The sequence below is a fragment of the Flavobacterium sp. genome, assembly GCF_031411595.1.
GTDB lineage: Bacteria > Bacteroidota > Bacteroidia > Flavobacteriales > Flavobacteriaceae > Flavobacterium.
Genome location: NZ_JANOBI010000005.1, coordinates 1 through 19,721, shown reverse-complemented (window position 1 = coordinate 19,721; position 19,721 = coordinate 1). Strand labels below are relative to the sequence as shown.

The 19,721-nt window shown below is 39.5% G+C and carries 8 protein-coding genes; 3 read left to right on the top strand and 5 right to left on the bottom strand.

The features are described from left to right. Position 1 precedes the first annotated feature (1 nt). Positions 2-607: an HAD family phosphatase gene (locus RMO03_RS00740; RefSeq protein ID WP_309640161.1), complete on the bottom strand. Its 606-nt coding sequence runs from the start codon at positions 605-607 to the stop codon at positions 2-4. Continuing rightward, positions 600-1,628 (bottom strand): bifunctional diaminohydroxyphosphoribosylaminopyrimidine deaminase/5-amino-6-(5-phosphoribosylamino)uracil reductase RibD, encoded by a 1,029-nt coding sequence (ribD, locus tag RMO03_RS00735; protein WP_309640160.1) that lies wholly within the window; start codon positions 1,626-1,628, stop codon positions 600-602. The genes RMO03_RS00740 and ribD overlap by 8 nt, the downstream gene beginning before the upstream one ends. Before the next feature lie 28 nt (positions 1,629-1,656). Here ribD and RMO03_RS00730 point away from each other — a divergent pair, with 28 nt between their 5' ends. Both RMO03_RS00730 and prmC read left to right on the top strand, forming a co-directional pair. After that, positions 1,657-2,142: a GNAT family N-acetyltransferase gene (locus RMO03_RS00730; protein ID WP_309640159.1), complete on the top strand. Its 486-nt coding sequence runs from the start codon at positions 1,657-1,659 to the stop codon at positions 2,140-2,142. Positions 2,143-2,149: 7 nt separating this feature from the next. Further along, positions 2,150-3,001 carry a peptide chain release factor N(5)-glutamine methyltransferase gene (prmC, locus tag RMO03_RS00725; protein WP_309640158.1) on the top strand — a complete coding sequence of 284 codons (852 nt, stop codon included), beginning with the start codon at positions 2,150-2,152 and terminating at the stop codon, positions 2,999-3,001. Between the two features lie 51 nt (positions 3,002-3,052). Here the strand turns inward: prmC and RMO03_RS00720 are convergent, their stop codons facing one another. Beyond that, a complete protein-coding gene (locus RMO03_RS00720; protein ID WP_309640157.1) occupies positions 3,053-4,297 on the bottom strand; it encodes an ABC transporter permease in 1,245 nt (414 codons plus the stop codon). A 142-nt stretch (positions 4,298-4,439) separates the two neighbouring features. On the opposite strand from RMO03_RS00720, the gene hisS reads away from it, so the two are divergent. Further along, positions 4,440-5,810, top strand: coding sequence for a histidine--tRNA ligase (gene hisS, locus RMO03_RS00715; protein ID WP_309640156.1), 1,371 nt, complete (start codon positions 4,440-4,442; stop codon positions 5,808-5,810). Positions 5,811-6,061: 251 nt separating this feature from the next. On the opposite strand, the gene RMO03_RS00710 is transcribed toward hisS, so the two are convergent. Then, the gene (locus RMO03_RS00710) at positions 6,062-14,401 is read right to left on the bottom strand and encodes a choice-of-anchor D domain-containing protein (RefSeq protein ID WP_309640155.1); all 8,340 of its coding nucleotides are present in this window, start codon (positions 14,399-14,401) and stop codon (positions 6,062-6,064) included. 232 nt (positions 14,402-14,633) lie between these two features. After that, the coding region (locus RMO03_RS00705; RefSeq protein WP_309640154.1) for a choice-of-anchor D domain-containing protein at positions 14,634-19,721 on the bottom strand (5,088 nt) is incomplete at its 5' end.

The following is a 19,721-nucleotide window of genomic DNA, read 5'->3' as shown; positions in this document are numbered from 1 at the left end:
GTTATTCCAATATCTTTTTTTCAAACAAATCTACCACATCTTCTTGACCCACATTCAAATTCCAAACTTGAATGCCTAAAGCCGCTGCGGCATCAGTATTTTCTTTTTTATCGTCAACAAACAAAGTGCGTTTTGGAGATAAATCGTGTTTTTTGAGAATGTAATTGAAGATTTCAGGATCGGGTTTGCGCATGCCCATTTCGAAAGAATAGTAGACTTTTTCAAAACATTGATAAAAATCACTAAAAAACGATATGCCAGCCATGTGCTCAAAACGGCTGATGTGAATCGCGTCGGTATTGGTGAGCAAAAACAAACGGTATTTGTGGGAAAGCATTTGCAGAAATTCCAAACGATATAAAGGAAATTCTCCAATGACGGAATTCCAAGCTTTGCGAATATCGAGTATATCAGCTTCGGGAATATATTTTTTAAAGCTTTCAATGAATTGCAACTCGGTAATTTTGCCTCTTTCGAACAAATCATTCATGGTTAACAATTCTTCATTCGGACCGTCTAAACCTAATTTTTTAAACTCTACAATAGAAGTTTCTTTTTCTAAGTTGACAAAAATGTCTCCAAAATCGAATATTATCGTGTTAATCATGGTTTCTAAAAATTAAAAGTTCATCTTCTAGAATCGACTTTCTAATGGTTTCTTTTGAATGCAATTCTGGTGCTTTGACGCCGTTTTCTATTAGGATACTTCCTTTAAAAACTCTTGCTTCATCCCAAAGATTCTCATCAATAAAAGTCTGTAAAGTCTGCCTTCCGCCTTCAATAATGACGGATTGTATTGCATTGTCAAATAAAAAATCAGCAATCTGTTTTCCTATTTTTTGCGTGTAATCAATTTCGTTGGCAGTAAGCACAATGGTTTTTGATGTATTTCCAAAGATATAATTTTCTTTTGAAATTCGATTGCGTTGGTCTAAAACTATTTTAACAGGATTTTTGCCGGTCCAATCGCGCACATCGAGTTTCGGATTATCATCAATAACCGTTTGTGTTCCGACCAAAATCGCTTGTTCTTCGCTGCGCCATTTGTGAACAAGTTGTCTTGAAAATGTATTAGAAATCCAGTAAGGTTTGCGTTCATTCGCTTCCAAATCTTTGCGAAATTCATTCGTTGGTGCGATAAACCCATCTTGGCTTTGCGCCCATTTCAAAATAATGTACGGTCTTTTTTTGTTGTGAAACGTAAAAAAACGTTTATTCGATTCGATGCATTCTTGCTCTAAAACACCAATGATTACTGTTTTCCCGGAAGCGATGATTTTTTGAATACCTGTTCCAGAAACTTTACTATTGGTATCCACAGTTCCTACTATAATTGTTGGAATTTCATGCTTGATAATCAAATCACAACAAGGTGGTGTTTTTCCGAAATGACTGCATGGTTCGAGGCTTACATATAATGTCGATTTTTTCAATAGTGACTGATCTTTCACAGAACGAATCGCGTTCGCTTCCGCATGTGGTCCGCCGTAAGCCGAGGTGTAGCCTTCGCCAACAATTTTGTCATCACATACAATCACAGCACCGACAGATGGGTTTGGCATCGCGTTAGGCAATCCATTTTTTGCTAATTCCAAGCAACGTTTCATGTATTTTTCGTGTATCTTCACAGCACAAAAATAAGACTTTACTTTTACAATGAATACGATTGTGATCAGACCGATTCAGAAACAAGATAATGCCCAAATTGCAGCGGTCATTCGCAAGGTTTTAATCGAATTGAATGTGCCGAAAGTTGGAACTGCTTATGCCGATCCGCAACTCGATAGCATGTTTGAAACGTATGATCATCCAAGAGCGATTTATTATGTCATCGAAAATAACGGCATCATCGTTGGCGGTTGTGGCGTGAGTCAATTGGAAAACGAATCGGAATCCATTTGTGAATTGCAAAAAATGTATTTTCTGCCAGAAGTCAGAGGTTTAGGATTGGGCGTCCAAATGATTCAGAAATGCCTTCAAAGTGCTCAAGAATTTGGATTTAAAAAATGTTATCTCGAAACCATGCCTTATATGGAAGCGGCCCAACAACTCTACAAGAAAGTTGGGTTTGATTATATTTGTGCTCCAATGGGCAATACAGGTCACGTTTCTTGTCCGGTTTGGATGTTGAAAGAACTATAACGAAACCATGCGAATCAAAAATTACAGAACTTATTTTGTCGAAACACTAACGCCAATCTATGATGCGATTGAAGCCGAAAGTTTTTTTTATTTGATTTTAGAACAGCAACATCAAATGAAAAGAATCGATTTGGCATTGCAACCCGAATCGACTTTTTCTGAAAAGCAAATCGATGATTGGAATGTTATTGTAAAGCAACTCCAACAAGAAATTCCGATACAATATATATTAGGCAAAACGTCTTTCTACGGATTGGATTTTGAAGTCGATGAGAATGTATTGATTCCACGTCCCGAAACTGAAGAACTTGTCGATTGGATTTTGATGGATTGTAAGACTGTAAGATGGCAAGATGGTAAGATTGTCGATATAGGAACAGGAAGTGGTTGTATCGCGATTTCACTTGCGAAGAATCTACCTCAAGCTCATGTTGCTGCGATTGATGTTTCTGAAAAAGCATTGAACGTAGCAAAAAAAAATGCTATTTTGAATGAAGTCGATGTGACTTTCATCCACCAAAATATTTTAGAAACGGAAGATTTGAAGGCTACTTTCGATATCATCGTTTCAAATCCGCCATATGTTCGAAACCTTGAAAAAACCGAAATCAAAAACAATGTTTTGGCACACGAGCCTCATTTGGCGTTGTTTGTTGAAGATGATGACGCATTACTTTTCTATAAGAAAATTGCCGTATTAGCTCAAAAAAACCTCAAAGAAAATGGGCAGTTGTTTTTCGAAATCAATCAATATTTAGGAAAAGAAATGATTGATTTATTATCTTCAATGGGTTTTGTTGAAGTTGAATTGCGGCAAGATATTTATGGGAATGACCGAATGATTTCTGCCACGATATAGAATTACGAATTATAAATTACGAATTACGATTTGTGGAATATTGTAAATTCATTATTCATATCGCAACGCTTCAATCGGATCTAACTTCGATGCTTTCAAAGCGGGATACGAACCCGAAACAATCGCCACAATAAAAGTAGTAACAAACGCAGAAACTATCGCGGCCCAAGGCGTTACGAAGTCGAAGGTTAGGAGTGATGCGATGCCATAACCAGCCGATATTCCGAGGATAATTCCGAAAACGCCACCCATTTGTCCAATCACTAAAGTTTCAATAAAAAATTGTGTAGCAATGGTACTTCGTTTGGCGCCCAATGCTTTTCGAACGCCAATTTCACGCGTGCGTTCGGTAACCGAAACGAGCATGATATTCATCAAAGCAATCGAAGAACCGAAAATGGTAATGATGCCAATCACCCAAGCCGACATGCCGAGATATTGGGTAATGCTCAAAATCTTATTGATCAAATCATCGCTTCTTGAAATGCCGAAATTATCGTCTTTAATAGGCGTTAATTTACGAACCCTACGCATCGTAATGTTAGCGTTGTCTACAGCTTGGTCGAGCAGTTCTTTTTTATCTATCATCACACTGATGGTGTAATTGATATTGGGCTCTGAAAATAAAGATCTTGCCACTTGAATCGGAATCAAAACCCGCAAATCCTGGCTGTTGCCAAACGTTGAGCCTTTCTCTTTTAAGACACCAATGACTTTGAATTTGGCACCGCGAATTGAAATCACTTTATCAATCGGATTGACATCTTTAAGCAAATCTTTTTGAAAATCAGAACCGACAATGCAAGAATACGTATTGTTGGAAATGTCGAAACCCGTGAAATTTCTACCTAGTGTAGTTTCCAATCCGGAGTTGATTAAGAAATAATCATCAACGCCCATCACCGTGATTTCTGGATCGGTTTTTTTGTTTTCGAATTTGACTTCCGCATTACTCACAGCAGTAAACGAAAGCGAAGTATGGGTTAAAGGGAAATTGTATTTTTGTTTAAACGCAACCGCTTCAGGATACGAGATAATCGGATTGATGATTTCGCGTTCGTCGCCACCGCGATTTCGGGTTTCAAAAGCATATTGATTGATGTTGAAAGTATTCGAACCCATCGAAGCAAAATCGGTTGAAAGTGTGTTTTCTAAAGCGGCTACAACGGTTAAGATGCAAACCAATGCCGTAATTCCAATGGCAATAATCAACACCGTAAGAATCGTTCGCAAGAGCTGCGTTCTGATAGAACCCAAGGCAATTCGGATGTTTTCTTTGAATAATTTTAGCATCATGCGAGTTTGTCACGAATTTACAATTTTTGTTACAAGTTTGCTTTTGAAGCGGATTATTTATTTTAAAATAAGATATTTGCAAAGCGTTTGTCTTTCGAATCTGTCTAGCAATCCAAAAATCTAAAAATCCAAGAATCTAACAATGGCTCAAAAACCAAGCATACCCAAAGGAACTCGAGATTTTTCACCAGTTGAAGTGTCTAAGAGAAACTATATTTTTTCGATAATCAAACGCAATTTCGAGCAATATGGTTATCAGCCGATCGAAACGCCTTCGTTTGAAAATTCGGATACGTTGATGGGAAAATATGGGGAAGAAGGCGATCGTTTGATTTTTAAGATTTTGAATTCTGGAGATTATTTAGATAAAGTTTCCGCTGATGAATTGCAAGCACTCGATTACAAAAAACTAACAGGAAAAATTTCCGAAAAAGCACTACGCTACGACCTAACAGTACCATTCGCTCGCTATGTAGTGCAACACCAACACGAAATTGATTTCCCTTTCAAGCGTTACCAAATTCAACCGGTTTGGCGTGCGGATCGTCCACAAAAGGGAAGGTTTAGAGAGTTTTTTCAATGTGATGCTGATGTAGTGGGTTCCACATCGCTTTGGCAAGAAGTCGAATTGGTGCAATTGTACGATGCCGTTTTTTCAGATTTGGGTTTGAAAGGCGTCACCATTAAAATCAACAACCGAAAAATTTTATCCGGAATAGCCGAAGTCATTGGCGCGAAAGACAAACTCATCGATTTTACGGTAGCGTTAGACAAACTCGACAAAATAGGCGAGGACGGCGTCAAAAAAGAAATGATCGAAAAAGGCATTTCAAAAACCGCCATCGAAAAAGTACAACCGTTGTTTCATTTTACAGGAAGTATTGAAGAAAAAATTCAAAAATTATCAGCGTTACTATCGACTTCACAAGAAGGCATGAAAGGTGTTGAAGAATTGCAATTCATCTGCGATAACCTAACCAAATTAGGCCTTCGCGATTCCGTTTTAGATCTAGATGTGACTTTAGCGCGCGGATTAAATTACTACACCGGCGCTATTTTCGAAGTCGCTCCACCAAAATCCGTAGCCATGGGTTCTATCGGTGGCGGCGGAAGATATGATGATTTGACTGGAATTTTCGGATTGCCTAATGTTAGTGGCGTTGGTATTTCGTTCGGTTTGGATCGCATTTATTTGGTGCTCGAGGAACTCAACTCATTTCCGGAAACGGTTGTAACTTCTACAAAAGCGTTATTCATCAATTATGGTGAAAACGAAGCTTTCTACGCGATGCAAGCGATTCAAAAACTCAGACAAAATGCTATAAAAGTAGAGTTGTATCCCGATGCCATTAAGGTCGGAAAACAATTCGCTTATGCCGATAAAAGACAAATTCAATTCGCCGTGATTGTGGGTGAAACCGAAATGCAAGAAGGTAAATTTGGCTTGAAAAACTTACAAACCGGCGAACAAACTACACTTTCGTTTGAGGAATTGAAGTTACAATTGTCTTAAATAAAGGTTCTAAGGTCCTGAGGTTCTAAGGCCCTGAGGCTTTCTTTGTAAGCTGAAACCCTAGCCCTGATAGCAGCGAGCATCCTTTTGTGCCGGCGTTCGGCGCAAAAGATAAAGCGTATAGCAGGTTCCCGGCTCCTAAAAACCTTAGTCCCTTAGAACCTTAGTAACTCAGAACCTTAACCAAAAAAAAAGCTTCTCATTACTAGAACAAGAAGCTTTTACCTTAATTTGGGGAAAAAAGGGGGGAATTATTCGATTATTATTTTCTTGCTTAAATCGCCTTTGTTGGTAAGCACTTTCACGATATAAGCTCCTGTACTAATATTGCTGACAGGGATTTTAATTTTAGTTTGATTGGAACTTGTTACATCCCAAGCTTTGATCGATTGACCCAACATGTTGTATAGTTCCACCGATTTGATGGTCGCATCAGTCAAGCTGTTGGTAATATTAATCGTATCATCATTATTGGTAAACGACACCACCACTTCTTTACTCAAATCGAAGTCATTCACTCCAAGTGAGCTATTGGTGAATCGAAGTGAGAATCGCGTGTCGAAAGTTCCAATCGGCAAATTGATTTCAAAGTGGTTGTTTCTAATATCATGGTACTCATTGGTTAGGTTGTCATGAATGTAGATTTCTTGATTACTTTCGAAATTTTCGGTAGCATCTAAAGTAAATTGTACGTTTCCTTCCGTAGCATTTTTCACACTAAGCGGTAATATTTTACTATCAACGAAACCATCTACACCTTCAATTACCAGATTTTGTCCCGGAATTGCAAAGTAAAAATCATTCGGTTGGCTGTCGAGTTGTGGCGCATCATAACCGGAATCGAAACCTTCCGTAGCGAATTCGTTCATAAAGCCTAACAGAATTTGACGGTGGTAACCATTCACGGAATTAAATCCTAATCGTATTTTTGAGAACGTATTGTTTTCTACTACACGGTCTTCATGGTTGTCGAAATTTTTATCCACTATTGAAACGCTATTTTGTCTGAACATCACATTCGAAGTAGGATCAGTTTCTTTGATGAATCCTCTTTGACTGTTATCAAAAGTGATGTTGCCACCTGTAGCGCTTCCATAGACTAAGAATCCTTGTCCAACCGGAATAAATCTAGCCGGAACTCTAGAACTGGTTCCCATTCCGCTAATACCTGCTGGCGCTACTGGCGGTGTTCCACCTACAAGATTTCTTGCAGCGTAACCACCTTGATATTCCACAAGGTTGTGCGATGTATTGGTGCTGTAATGTTCCCAGAAATATAAAGCTCCGGTAGTCACAGCAGTATTGGCAGCGATAAACGCATCAGCATCAAGCGCAGAAGGATAAGGGTTTCCGCAAAGATTTAGATTTCCACCCGCAATGGCAGTTGTAATTACACCATTGTTAGGTTTTCCAACAAAAGTATAATTCTGATTTGCTGTAGCAGCACTCGTACCTTTCATAGTATATCCTTGAGCCGCTTGTAAAGCTCCGTTTTGTCCGACTGCAGCCCAATTGGCATATTGAGGTGTTAGGTTTTGGAATTTGAAAATCCAATAACTGCTCAACGTAATCGGTGAAGTGGCCGCGCCATTATATCCTCCTGTCCAGGTAATATTTTGGATGTTATTAGGATCAGTTCCATCACGCAATACACCATTAACAGTGAAACCATTATTGTTTGCTGTTGTGCTTAACGTTCCTACAGGCGATGACCAATAATTGTAATTGAATTTATTAGATTGTCCTTGTTGGTCTCTTTCTAGAGAACCGGCACTGGTTACATCCAATTCACTGTTGGCAGATTGTACCAATTGCGATTTACCTTGTAAGTCGATTTTACCATCCAATTTTAAATACCAATCATTTTGAATTTTCGTATCGTTATTCATTGTGATCGTTACACCCGGATCTACAAACATCGCCAAATCGGTTGAATTTGCAGTTTCGGTAATGTTGTGTTTCACTTGAATGATAGAATAGTCATAGTCAGTCACATCCATTCCACGGATATCTTTAGTCGCATCGTTCACAGCCGTAGCGAAAGTTCCTGTTGTTTTGGTAACGAAAGGCATTGGCGCTTCTTGCACTTTGATGACTTTGTGGTTGTAGATTTTCATACCCGTTCCTGTATCAATACTTGGTGTGATGAAATCATCTACAATATCATCTTTATAGCCATCCATTTTATAGTATCTCAAGATATTGGCGTAAGGTAAACTTCCAACATCTTTTGGCACAATAGCACCTCTGACTTGTGAAGCTGTATTTTGAATTTCTTGATAAACCATACGTTGCAATTGCGCATCGGTCAAGGCTACGTTGAATACTCTAATTTCATCGATTTTACCTTTGAAATAATTGTTGGCTGCACTTGGATTTTTACCTAAAGTCAATACACTCGAGGCAATACTTCCGCCGGCTGCACCACTGGCTACCATTACACCGTTGAGGTATAATTTTAATGTTGATCCGTTAAAAACGGCACCCACATGATACCATTGTGCAGTATTGAGTGCAACGGCAGAATATGTAATAGTTGATCCATTGACAACAGCTTCTAAATTTCTACTGCCATTGATTCGCAACTGGAAGGTTGATGGGCCAGCAACAATAACTCCTGTTGAAGAAAATGCACTGTTCAAATCAACCCACGCCATAACTGAAGCGTTGGTTAAGATTGGCAAAGCAGTTGCATCCACACCGTAGTCATTTCTTCCATCAAAATCTAAGAATAGTTTTCTGTTTAAATCTCTTGGAGAGCCTCTCACGATGTCATTCGTATCGAATATGTCAGTAATACCATCGCCGTCAGCATCGCCAGTGCCATCAATTTTACCGTCACCATTGGTATCAAAACTACCATATAAACCAGTTTGAATATCATTAATACCATCATCGTTGGAGTCTAATTGCAAGAAATCCGCAATACCGTTAGAGTCACTATCCTGAGCATAGGCTCTTGTTGTTGTTCCAAACAAAGTGGAGTTATCATATAAGTTTAATAATCCATCGCCTTCAGAATCTAGTCCGTCGCCTTTACCGTCACCAGTAATATCGCCATCACCATTCAATAGATTCGCTTCATCAACATCAAAGAATGAATCGTTATCACTATCTAAATCCAAATAGTTTCTTACGCCATCACCATCTGTATCAGGAACAATGTAAGTACCCGCAGTTATCAAAGTATCAATATAATCATTAATTCCATTGGCATTGGCGTCGGCCCAACTAGCCGCAGTGGTTTTATCCATAGTTGACTTCCCGTTACTGTAAGCTTTGAATCCGGCTTCTTCGATACTCGGAATACCATCATTATCGTCATCAACATCCACAATATCGGCAATGGTATCGGCATCAGAGTCTATACAATTTTGGTTGATGATAATCTGTACATCATCGATAAAATTCCCATAAGATAATCCTCCTGTTGATGAAATAGCAGTAAATGCTAAAACAATTTGGGTCTGACCAACCGGAATGGTATAAGTTCCCGAGTAAGAACCCCATGAAGTATTTCCATCAGTCATTGTCGCAACAGTTGCAATGGTTGCCAAAGTAGCTCCAAATCTTACTGCAGCTACGTCTGTACCCGATCTTCCTCTATGCTTAATAGACCAATTGATGTTCCCTCCAGCACCGTTCAAACAAAATGTTTGGTAGAGATTTCCTGCCACATTCGCGTTTAATTCGGCAAATTGATTCCCGGCAGCTGATGGTACTCCGTTAAATCCTGTACTCCATATCTCGATAAAATTTTCTGCGCTATTTGCCCAACCTGTTACACTAGCAGCGGGTGCAATACTGTAGGTTGATGGTCCGATTACAGGTGTTTCAAAACTTCCATTTACAAATGGGTCGCTAATACAAGTACCACACTCTATAGCGTCAGTAACGCCATCATTGTCATCATCCAGATCGGCATTGTTTGGTATTCCGTCGCTGTCATTATCTAGCAAACCAGAGCCTTGAATGGCAAAAGTATATAGACTCTCGTCGCTATCGTTGTTTGCAATATTAATCGTTGCCACTCTTGTAAATACAGCACTTGGATTAAAAGTAACTGAGAAAGTTGTGCCAGCACCGGCACCAATTGTAAGTGTACCAGGATTTGCTGAAATACTAAATTCAGAAGCGTTAAGTCCGGTGATTGTCGGATTGGAGATGGTCAAAGCAAGTGAACCTGTATTTTGTATTGTAAAGACACGAGTGATAGTCACTAGATTAATATCAGCAGGGCCGAAATCTGTTCCGTCAGAAACCGAAGTTACGGCATCGCCATTAGCTATGGAAATCCCAAGTCCTTGCACATCAATTTCTCTGGTTACACCAGTTCCTTGAATATTAAAATTATACGGATTTTCGTTACTGTCGTTATTGCTAAAAGTAAGCGTAGCAGTTCTTAGACCTAATGCAGTAGGAACAAAAGTTATCACAAAAGTTGTACTGCTAAAAGCGGCTACTGTTGCACTTGGTAGTGTTGTTACTGTAAATTCAGAAGCATTGGTACCCGTAATGTTTATTGTTCCAACATTTAGTGTAATATTTCCGTTGTTGAAAATTGTAAATGTTCTTGTGCTTGTTGTTGAACTAAAATCTGTCCAGTCAGTTGTAGTAGGCGTTATATCGTTATCTGCAATTGAAGTAGCATTTCCTTGTACATCAATTTCAGGAATAATACCAAATCCTCTTATGTCAAAGATATATGGGTTTTCATCCGTATCATCATTAACGATATTAATGGTTGCATTCCTAGTATTAATAGCACTAGGTGAGAATGTTACCACAAAAGTAGTCGAACTGTAAGCAGGCACCGATGATGCCGGAGGTGTAGTTACACTAAAGTCTGAAGCATCAACACCTGTAATTGTTATTGCACCGATCGCTAAGGCAATGTTTCCTGTATTTCGAATCGTAAATGTTCTCGTTCCAGCAACGGAACTAAAATCGGTCCAATCAGAAGTTGTTGGAGTAGTGTCGCCATTTACAATCGATGTAGCATTTCCTTGAATATCTATTTCTTGTGAAAGACTCGTTCCTTGAATATCAAATGTATAAGGATTTTCGTCTAAGTCATTATTTACGATAGCAATATTGGCTGTTCTTACTCCAAGCGCTGTTGGTGCAAAAGTTACTGTAAATGTTGTACTTGCACCTATTGCAACTGTGCCACTTGGAGGTGTTGTAATCGTAAATTCACTTGCATTAGTTCCAGAAATTGTAATTGTTCCTACAGTTAATAACGAAGCACCCATATTTCGAATAGTGAAAGTTCTGGTTGTGTTTGTCGACCCAAAGTCAGTCCAATCTGTTGTTGATGGCGTAGTATCACCACTTACAATGGAAGTAGCATTTCCTTGAATATCTATTTCGTTATAATTTACAGTTGCAATTACAGCAACTCTTGGGCTTGAAATACAAGTTCCATTCACTGCTTCAACATAGTAAGTAGTAGTTGAGGTAATAAATGGCGTTGTAAAACTTGTTCCAGAGCCGATTGAAGTACCTCCAGAAGAAACATCATACCAGTTTAAAGTTCCTACAGAAGCTGTAGCTGCCAACAATACAGTTCCTGGTCCAGTTCTTGATCCAGGAGTAGTTCCTGTAACGGTTGGGTTAACAAATATTGTCAACACTTTAGTTGAGGTAACATTTGAACAAGGCGCACTTGCAATGGCTGTTAATGTCAATGTCACACTTCCAGCTGAGATGTCTGCAGCACTTGGAGTATATGTGCAAAGTGTCAACGAATTGGCATTTGCAAAAGTACCTGTTCCGCTTGAAGTCCAAGTTACACCTGTTTGATTCGTAGCACTCGATCCCGCAGTAATATTGATTGCACCAGAGGTGTAGCAATTAGTCATAGCTGCACCCGCTACTGCTGTTGGTACCCGAGTAATAGTCAATGTCTTAGTAGAAACGACATTGGAACAGCCAGCATTAGAGGCAGTCAATGTTAGTGTTACACTTCCTGCAGTAATATCAGCAGCGCTAGGAGTATAAGTACATGTCGTTAAAGAATTAGCATTCGCGAAAGTACCTGTTCCACTTGATGTCCAAGTTACGGTTGTATGATTTGTAGCTGTAGATCCTGCTGTAATATTAACAGCACCAACGGAAGAACAAGTTGTAATTGCTGTTCCTGCGGCTGCAGTCATTGGTCTGCTAATGGTCAAGACCTTTGTTGAAGTAGCATTAGAGCAAGGAGCAGTTGCAAAAGCAGTTAACGTAAATGTGACGCTACCAGCTGTAATATCAGCAGCACTCGGATTATAGGTGCATAGTGTTAATGAATTGGCATTCGTAAAAGCTCCTGTTCCACTTGAGGTCCAAGTGACACTAGTTTGATTGGTCGCACTCGATCCTGCTGTGATATTTATGGCTCCTGTTGATGAACACGTGGCAAAGGCAGCACCAGCTACTGAAGTTGGTTGGCCTATAATAGTCATTGTCTTACTTGAAGTAACATTTGCACAGCCGCCGTTTGAAGATGTCAAAGTCAATGTTACACTACCTGCAGTAATATCAGCCGCACTTGGTGAATAGGTACAAGTAGTTAATGAATTAGCATTGGCAAAAATTCCGGTTCCACTTGATGTCCAGGTTACCGTCGTTTGATTTGTTGCACTTGAACCTGTTGTAATATTAACAGCACCAACGGAAGAACAAGTTGTAATTGCAGTTCCAGCAACAGCAGTCATTGGTCTATTAATGACAAGTGTTTTTGTTGAAGCTACTGGGTTACATGGAGGATTTCCATAAGCAGTTAAAGTGAATGTTACACTACCAGCAATAATATCGGATGGACTTGGATTGTAGGTACAAAGTGTCAATGATGTTGCATTGGTAAATGTTCCAGAACCACTAGAAGTCCACATAATACTTGAGTTATTAGTTGAACTTGAGCCAGCGGTAATATTGATCGCTCCTGCAGTTGAACAAGTATATAATGTTGGCCCCGCTACTGATGTAGGAGACGAAAAGATTGTTATTGTTTTAGTTGCTGATGTATTTCCACAATACAAACTGTAAGCAGTTAATGTCAATGTTACACTTCCAGCAGCAGTATCAGCAGCACTCGGATTGTAGGTACAAGTTGATAATGAATTTGGATTTGCAAATGTACCGCTTCCGCTACTAGTCCATGTAACACTTGAATGATTAGAGGCACTAGAACCAAAAGTAATATTTACAGGGCCGTTGCTTGAACAAGTCGTTAGATTTGATCCTGCAACTGCTATTGGGTTTTCATATACAGTCAAGAATTTTGAAGAAGTTGCGTTTCCACACGGCGAATTCCCATAACCTGTTAATGTTATAATTACTGTTCCACCTGCAATATCGGCAAGACTAGGAGTATAGGTGCAAAGTGTCAATGAATTGGCATTGGTGAAAGTACCTGTGCCACTTGATGTCCATAGAATAGACGAATAATTCGTTGCGCTTGAGCCTCCAGTTACATTAAAACTTGGAGTCGTTGAACAACCGGCAACAGCAGGTCCAGCTACAGCTGTAGCCGGTGCAATTATAACCACACTGGTAGTGTTGAAACTGCCTATGACAGTACTACAACCGGCACCAGATGATAAATTTGTTATTGTAACTGTAGTTGTTCCAATGTTTAAAGTAGAAGTTGTTATGGTTCCGGTTCCCGGACTACCTGCTGTAAATGTCATTGTAGTTGTTGTACTGCCGGAAGTTGCTCCGGACAAACTATAGGTTACATTATAAGTTCCTGAAGGCAATGTTGACGATCTCAAAGTAATAGTAGAGGAAGAAACATTACACAAAGGACCGTTATTTGTCGGTGCTACTGTTAAAGCATATGTAGGGCAAACCCATGATACAATTACTTGTCCACTGGCTCCATCACCACCAATAGTATTAAAGGACGATCTGTCACCACCACCACCACCACCACCACCGGGTGATGCAGTATTAGCGAATCCATCATTTCCGGCAGAACCTGCTGCAGCACCTGCACCTGCACCTATGGGCACTGGAAAAGGAGCTGTGGTTACTGTCCAAGGATTTGTACCGGAAGTACCATTACTTAATGTCCCAGCTGAAGTGGCACCAGGGCCACCATGTCCGGTGCTGCTATTTCTTCCTGCACCTCCAGTTCCACCAGTATACTTAGTTGTACCGATGCTAGCAGAGGCTAAACCACCATTTCCACCAATACCGCCATTACCGCTAATAGGTGGATTTCCACCATTACCGCCTTTCGCCAATAGTGTTGCTGATGAACTAAACCATGAGTCTCCACCATTTCCACCGATACCACCACTGACACCAAGTCCGCCTGTACCAACAGTAACAGTATGATTTCCAGCGGCTACTGGCAGAGCTAAGTTTGCACTATAAGCGCCACCGCCACCTCCACCGGCACCATCAGATGTTGTAGTATTTCCACCACCGGCACCACCGGCACCCCAAGCTTGAACTTGAACCGATGACACACCAGCCGGAACAGTAAATGTTCCAGTCGAATTATATGTTTGGGTAGTTTGTGAATACCCAAAATTTACTAATAGCAAAAAGCTTATTAGGATTAATTTTTTCTCATTTAAAAATGTAGTTGTTTTCATAACTTCTTTTCCCCCAGAAAAGTGTATTTGGTTAATATTATGATTTAACAACTCAAAAGTAGTTAGGGAATTTTAATTTACAAAATTTTTCATCGATAAAATACATAAAACATCGATGAAATGCGCTTTTTTATATAAAAAGAAATATAAATCTTACAATGTTTTTGTGTTTAAATAAAAAAAAGCCCCTCATAATGAGGAGCTTTCACCTTAATTTGGGGAAAAAAGGGGTTTATTTGATGATTATCTTTTTGCTTAAATCACCTTTTGTGGTATGCACTTTTACGATATAGGTTCCGGTGCTAATATTAATAACAGGAATTTGAATTTTATTTTGATTTGAATCTTTCACATCCCAAGATCTAATCGATTGTCCTAAAATATTATAGAGTTCAACAGATTTGATTGTTGCATCTGATAAGTTATTATTGATGTTGATTGTATTGTCGTTGTTCGTAAAAGTTACAACCACTTCTTGATTCAAGTCGAAATCATTCACACCTAGCGATGCATTTGCGAAACGCAATGAGAAACGCGTGTCAAAAGTTCCTATCGGTAAATTGATTTCAAAAGGATTGTTGCGGATATCATGGTATTGGTTGGTAACATTATCATAGATGAATATGCTTTGATTTGAATCGAAATTTTCAACCGCATCTAAAGTGAATTGTACATTTCCTTCCATACCATTTTTTAGACTTAGGGGTAATATTTTGCTAGAGTCGAAAGCACCAACACCTTCAATGACTAAGTTTCTAGCAGGAATTGCAAAATACAAATCATTAGGTTGTGAATCGAGTTGCGCTGCATCATATCCTGGATCAAAACCATCGGTAGCAAATTCATTCATAAAACCTAAGAGAATTTGTCGGTGATAATGATTCACAGAGTTGAACCCTAATCTGATTTTAGAAAAGCTATCGTTCTCGATTACTCTATCTTCATGATTGTCATATTGTTTGTCGATGATAGATAACTGCTGATTACTTTGTCTGAACATAAAATTAGAAGTTGCTTCGTTTTCTTTGACAAAACTTCTTTGATCATTATTAAAGGTTATGTTTCCACCAGTACTGCTTCCGTATACTAAGAATCCTTGTCCTACAGGAATAAATCTGCTAGGTATTCTTGTACTTGAACCTGTTCCGCTTATACCCGTTGGTGATACTGGAGGTGTTCCGCCCACAAGATTTCTGGCAGCATAACCGCCTTGATAATCTAATAGGTTGTGAGAAGTATTGGTGCCGTAATGTTCCCAGAAATATAAAGCTCCTGAAATTGCAGTAGTATTGGCAGCAATAAATGCATCAGCATCAAGTGCAGAAGGATAAGGATTTCCACAAAGATTTAGATTGCCCGCAGCAATAGCAGTTGTTATGGTTCCATTGTTGGGTTTACCAACAAAAGTATAATTTTGGGATGCAGTAGCACTACCAGTTCCTTTCATAGTAAATCCTTGAGCTGGTTGTAAAGTTCCGTTTTGTCCCACTGCTGCCCAATTGGCATATTCAGGAGTTAAGTTTTGGAATTTAAAAATCCAATAACTGCTCAAAGTAACAGGAGAAGTTGCTGCACCATTATATCCTGTAGTCCAAGTAATGTTTTGAATGTTATTTGGGTCTGTTCCGTCACGCAATACACCATTAACAGTAAAACCGTTATTGTTTGATGTCGTGCTTAAAGTACCTACAGGCGAAGACCAATAGTTGTAATTATACTTATTCGATTGTCCTTGCTGGTCTCTCTCGATAGATCCTGCGCTGGTTACATCGAGTTCGCTATTGGCAGTTTGAACTAGTTGAGATTTTCCTTGCAAATCAATTTTACCATCCAATTTCAAATACCAATCGTTTTGAATTTTGGTATTATTATTCATCGTTACTGTAACGCCCGGATCAACGAACATTGCTAAATCAATAGCATTGGCAGTTTCAGTAATGTTGTGTTTCACTTGAATAATAGAATAGTCATTATCGGTAGCATCTAGTCCGCGAATATCTTTAGTTGGGTCGTTTACAGCCGTAGCAAATGTTCCGGTTGTTTGTGTAACGAAAGGCATTGGTGCTTCTTGTACTTTGATGACTTTATGGTTGTAGATTTTCATTCCGGTTCCGGTATCAATACTTGGAGTGGTTAGATTGTCTACAATATCGTCTTTGAATGCGTCCATTCTGTAGTATCTTAAAAGATTCGTGAATGGTAAAGCTTGAATATCTTTTGGCACGATAGTACCTCTAACTTGCGAAGCTGTATTTTGAATTTCTTGATAGATCATGCGTTGCAGTTGCGTATCGGTTAAGGCTGTATTAAACACTCTAACTTCGTCAATTTTACCTTTAAAATATCTTGAATTCGTAAGAGGATCTTTGCCTAATGTCAGTAAAGAAGCATCAGCAGCTATGTTTCCTGTTACCGCTACACTATTGACCATCAATCCATTTAAAAATAATTTTAATAAAGCACCATCATAAACCGCGGCTACATGATACCATTGCGATACGTTGAGCGACACAGGATTGTATTTAAGCTGAGTTGTATTTAAAACCGTTTCCAATTTACCACCACTGGTAACTCTTAATTGAAATTTATCTTGACCAACGATGAAACCATCGGTCAAAAAAGTACTGCTCAAATCAATCCATGCCATCAAGGTTGCTTGAGGTAATCCACCTAAAATAGCACTGTCTTGACCATAATCGTTTCTTCCGTCGAAATCTAAAAACAATTTTCTGTTTAAATCTCTTGGTGAACCTTTGGCTGCGGTATTGGTGTCGAAAGTATCAATAATACCATCGCTGTCAATATCGGCTGTACCATCAATTTTTCCGTCGTTGTTGGCATCTAAGCTAGCATACAAACCCGTTTTGATATCATTAATTCCGTCAGCATTGGAGTCGAGTTGTAAAAAATCTGGAACTCCATTAGCATTAGTATCTAAAGCATAAGCTCTTGAAGTGGTTCCAAAGGTTGCGGAATTATCGTAAAGATTTAAAAGACCATCTCTATCAGTGTCACCACCGTCACCTTTTCCATCGCCGTTGATGTCGCCATCGCCGTTGAATGTACCCGCTTCATCAACATCAAACAAAGAGTCATTATCGCTATCTAAATCTAAATAATTTGGAATACCGTCGCCATCAGTATCAGGAAGTACATAAGTTCCGGCTGTAACCATGGCATCAATATAATCGTTGATTCCGTTAGCATTGGTATCACGCCAAGTAGCAACACTGCTTTTATCCATAGTGGAAGTATTGCTGCTATAGGCTTTAAATCCGGCTTCTTCAATGTCTGGAATTCCATCATTTTCATCATCCAAATCAATAATATTAGCCATACCATCACCATCGGTATCGATACACGCTTGATTGATGGTGATTTGTACATCATCTATAAAATTACCAACCGAGGCACTTCCTGAAGCAGTATATCCAGCTTGGAAAGCCAATACAATTTGAGTTTGTCCAGATGGAATAATATAAGTACCGGAATATAATCCCCATGCCGCAGTTCCGTCAACCATTGTGGCGATAGGAGTATTGGTTTGTGCATCTAATAAGGTTGTGCCAAATCGAACAAAAGCTTGATCGACTCCGGATCTTCCTCTGTGTTTGATAGACCAAGTGATGGTTCCGGATGCACCATTTAAACAAAAAGTTTGGTATAAAGTTCCTGGAACGTTCGCATTCAATTCGGCAAATTGATTTCCTTGTGCTGCAGGAACTCCAAGGAATCCTGTGCTCCATAACTCAATCATGTTTTCAGGTGAGGACTGCCATCCGGGAACGCTCGCTACGGGAAGTATCATATAATTGTTTGCAGGAATCAAAGGCGTTGAGGTTTCAAAACCACCATTGATAAAAGGATCGGTAAGACAGCTACCACATTCAATCACATCAGTAATTCCATCATTATCATCGTCGGCATCTGTTCCGTTATTTACGCCGTCGCCATCGCTATCGATGTTTACACCGGTAGCAATAATGCTAAAATCATACGGATTTTCATCGCTATCGTCATTAACAATGTTTAATGTTGCTACTCGAACACCAACTCCGAGAGGTGAAAATGTTACCGTGAAAGTTGTTGAACTATAAGCAGGTACTGGTGAAACAGGAGAAGTGGTTACTGTAAATTCACTCGCGTTTGGCCCTGAAAAAGCAATACTACCAAGTGTTAAAGGCACATTTCCTGAATTTTGAATCGTATAGGTTCTGGTGAAAGTCACATTACTGAAATCCGTCCAATCTGCTGTAGTTGGTGTATTGTCGCCATCAACAATGGTTACTCCATTTCCTTGAACCGTTATTTCTTGAGCGATACCAGTTCCTTGAATGGCAAAGTCATAAGGGTCTTCATTATTGTCATCGTTTACAATAGAAATTGTAGCCAATCGTGTACCCGCCGCTGTTGGATTGAAAGCTACCGTAAAAGTAGTCGAACCACCAATTGCTACTGTACTCGAAGGAGAACTAGTCACTGTAAATTCAGAAGCATTGGCTCCGGAAAAAGAGATTGTTCCAATATTTAAAATGGCTACGCCAGTATTTCTTATAGTGAATATTCGCGTGGCATTGGTTGAACCAAAATCTGTCCAATCCGCAGCTGATGCAGTAGCATCGCCATCTACAATAGAAGTGGCATTACCTTGAATGTCAATTTCGGGATTATTTACCGTTGCAACTACAGCAGTTCTAGGAGTAGAAGCACAGCCACTTGCATTTATTGCTGTAGCATAAAAGGTTGTTGTTGTTGAAATTGTTGGCGTTGTAAATGAAGTACCGCTTCCAATCGGACCACCACCGGTTAAAGTGGTGTACCAGAAAATAGTGCCAGCAGAACAAGTTGCGCCTAAAACTACGGTACCGGTATTCACCCTGGAACCAGGAGTTGACCCAGTGATAGTTGGCACCGGATTTACCGTCATTGTTATTGTATTGGATGTTGCAGGTGATGCGCTAACGCATGGTGCATTAGACGTCATTACACAAGTTATAGTATCGCCATTAGCTAGAGTAGAAGTTGAGAATGTTGCACTGTTGGTTCCAACATTAGTTCCGTTTTTCTTCCATTGATAGCTTGGACTAGCCCCACCATTGGTTGGCGTTGCCGTAAAAGTTTCGCTTGTTCCGACACAGGTTGTTGTAGCCGTGGCACTAATACTAACACTTGCAGTTACATTCGGATTAACCGTCATGGTAACTGTGTTTGATGTTGCAGGTGAACCAGATAAACAAGGCGTTGCATTTGATGTCAAAACACAAGTAACTGTGTTTCCATTGGCTAATGCATTATTAGAATAGGTTGTACTGTTGGTTCC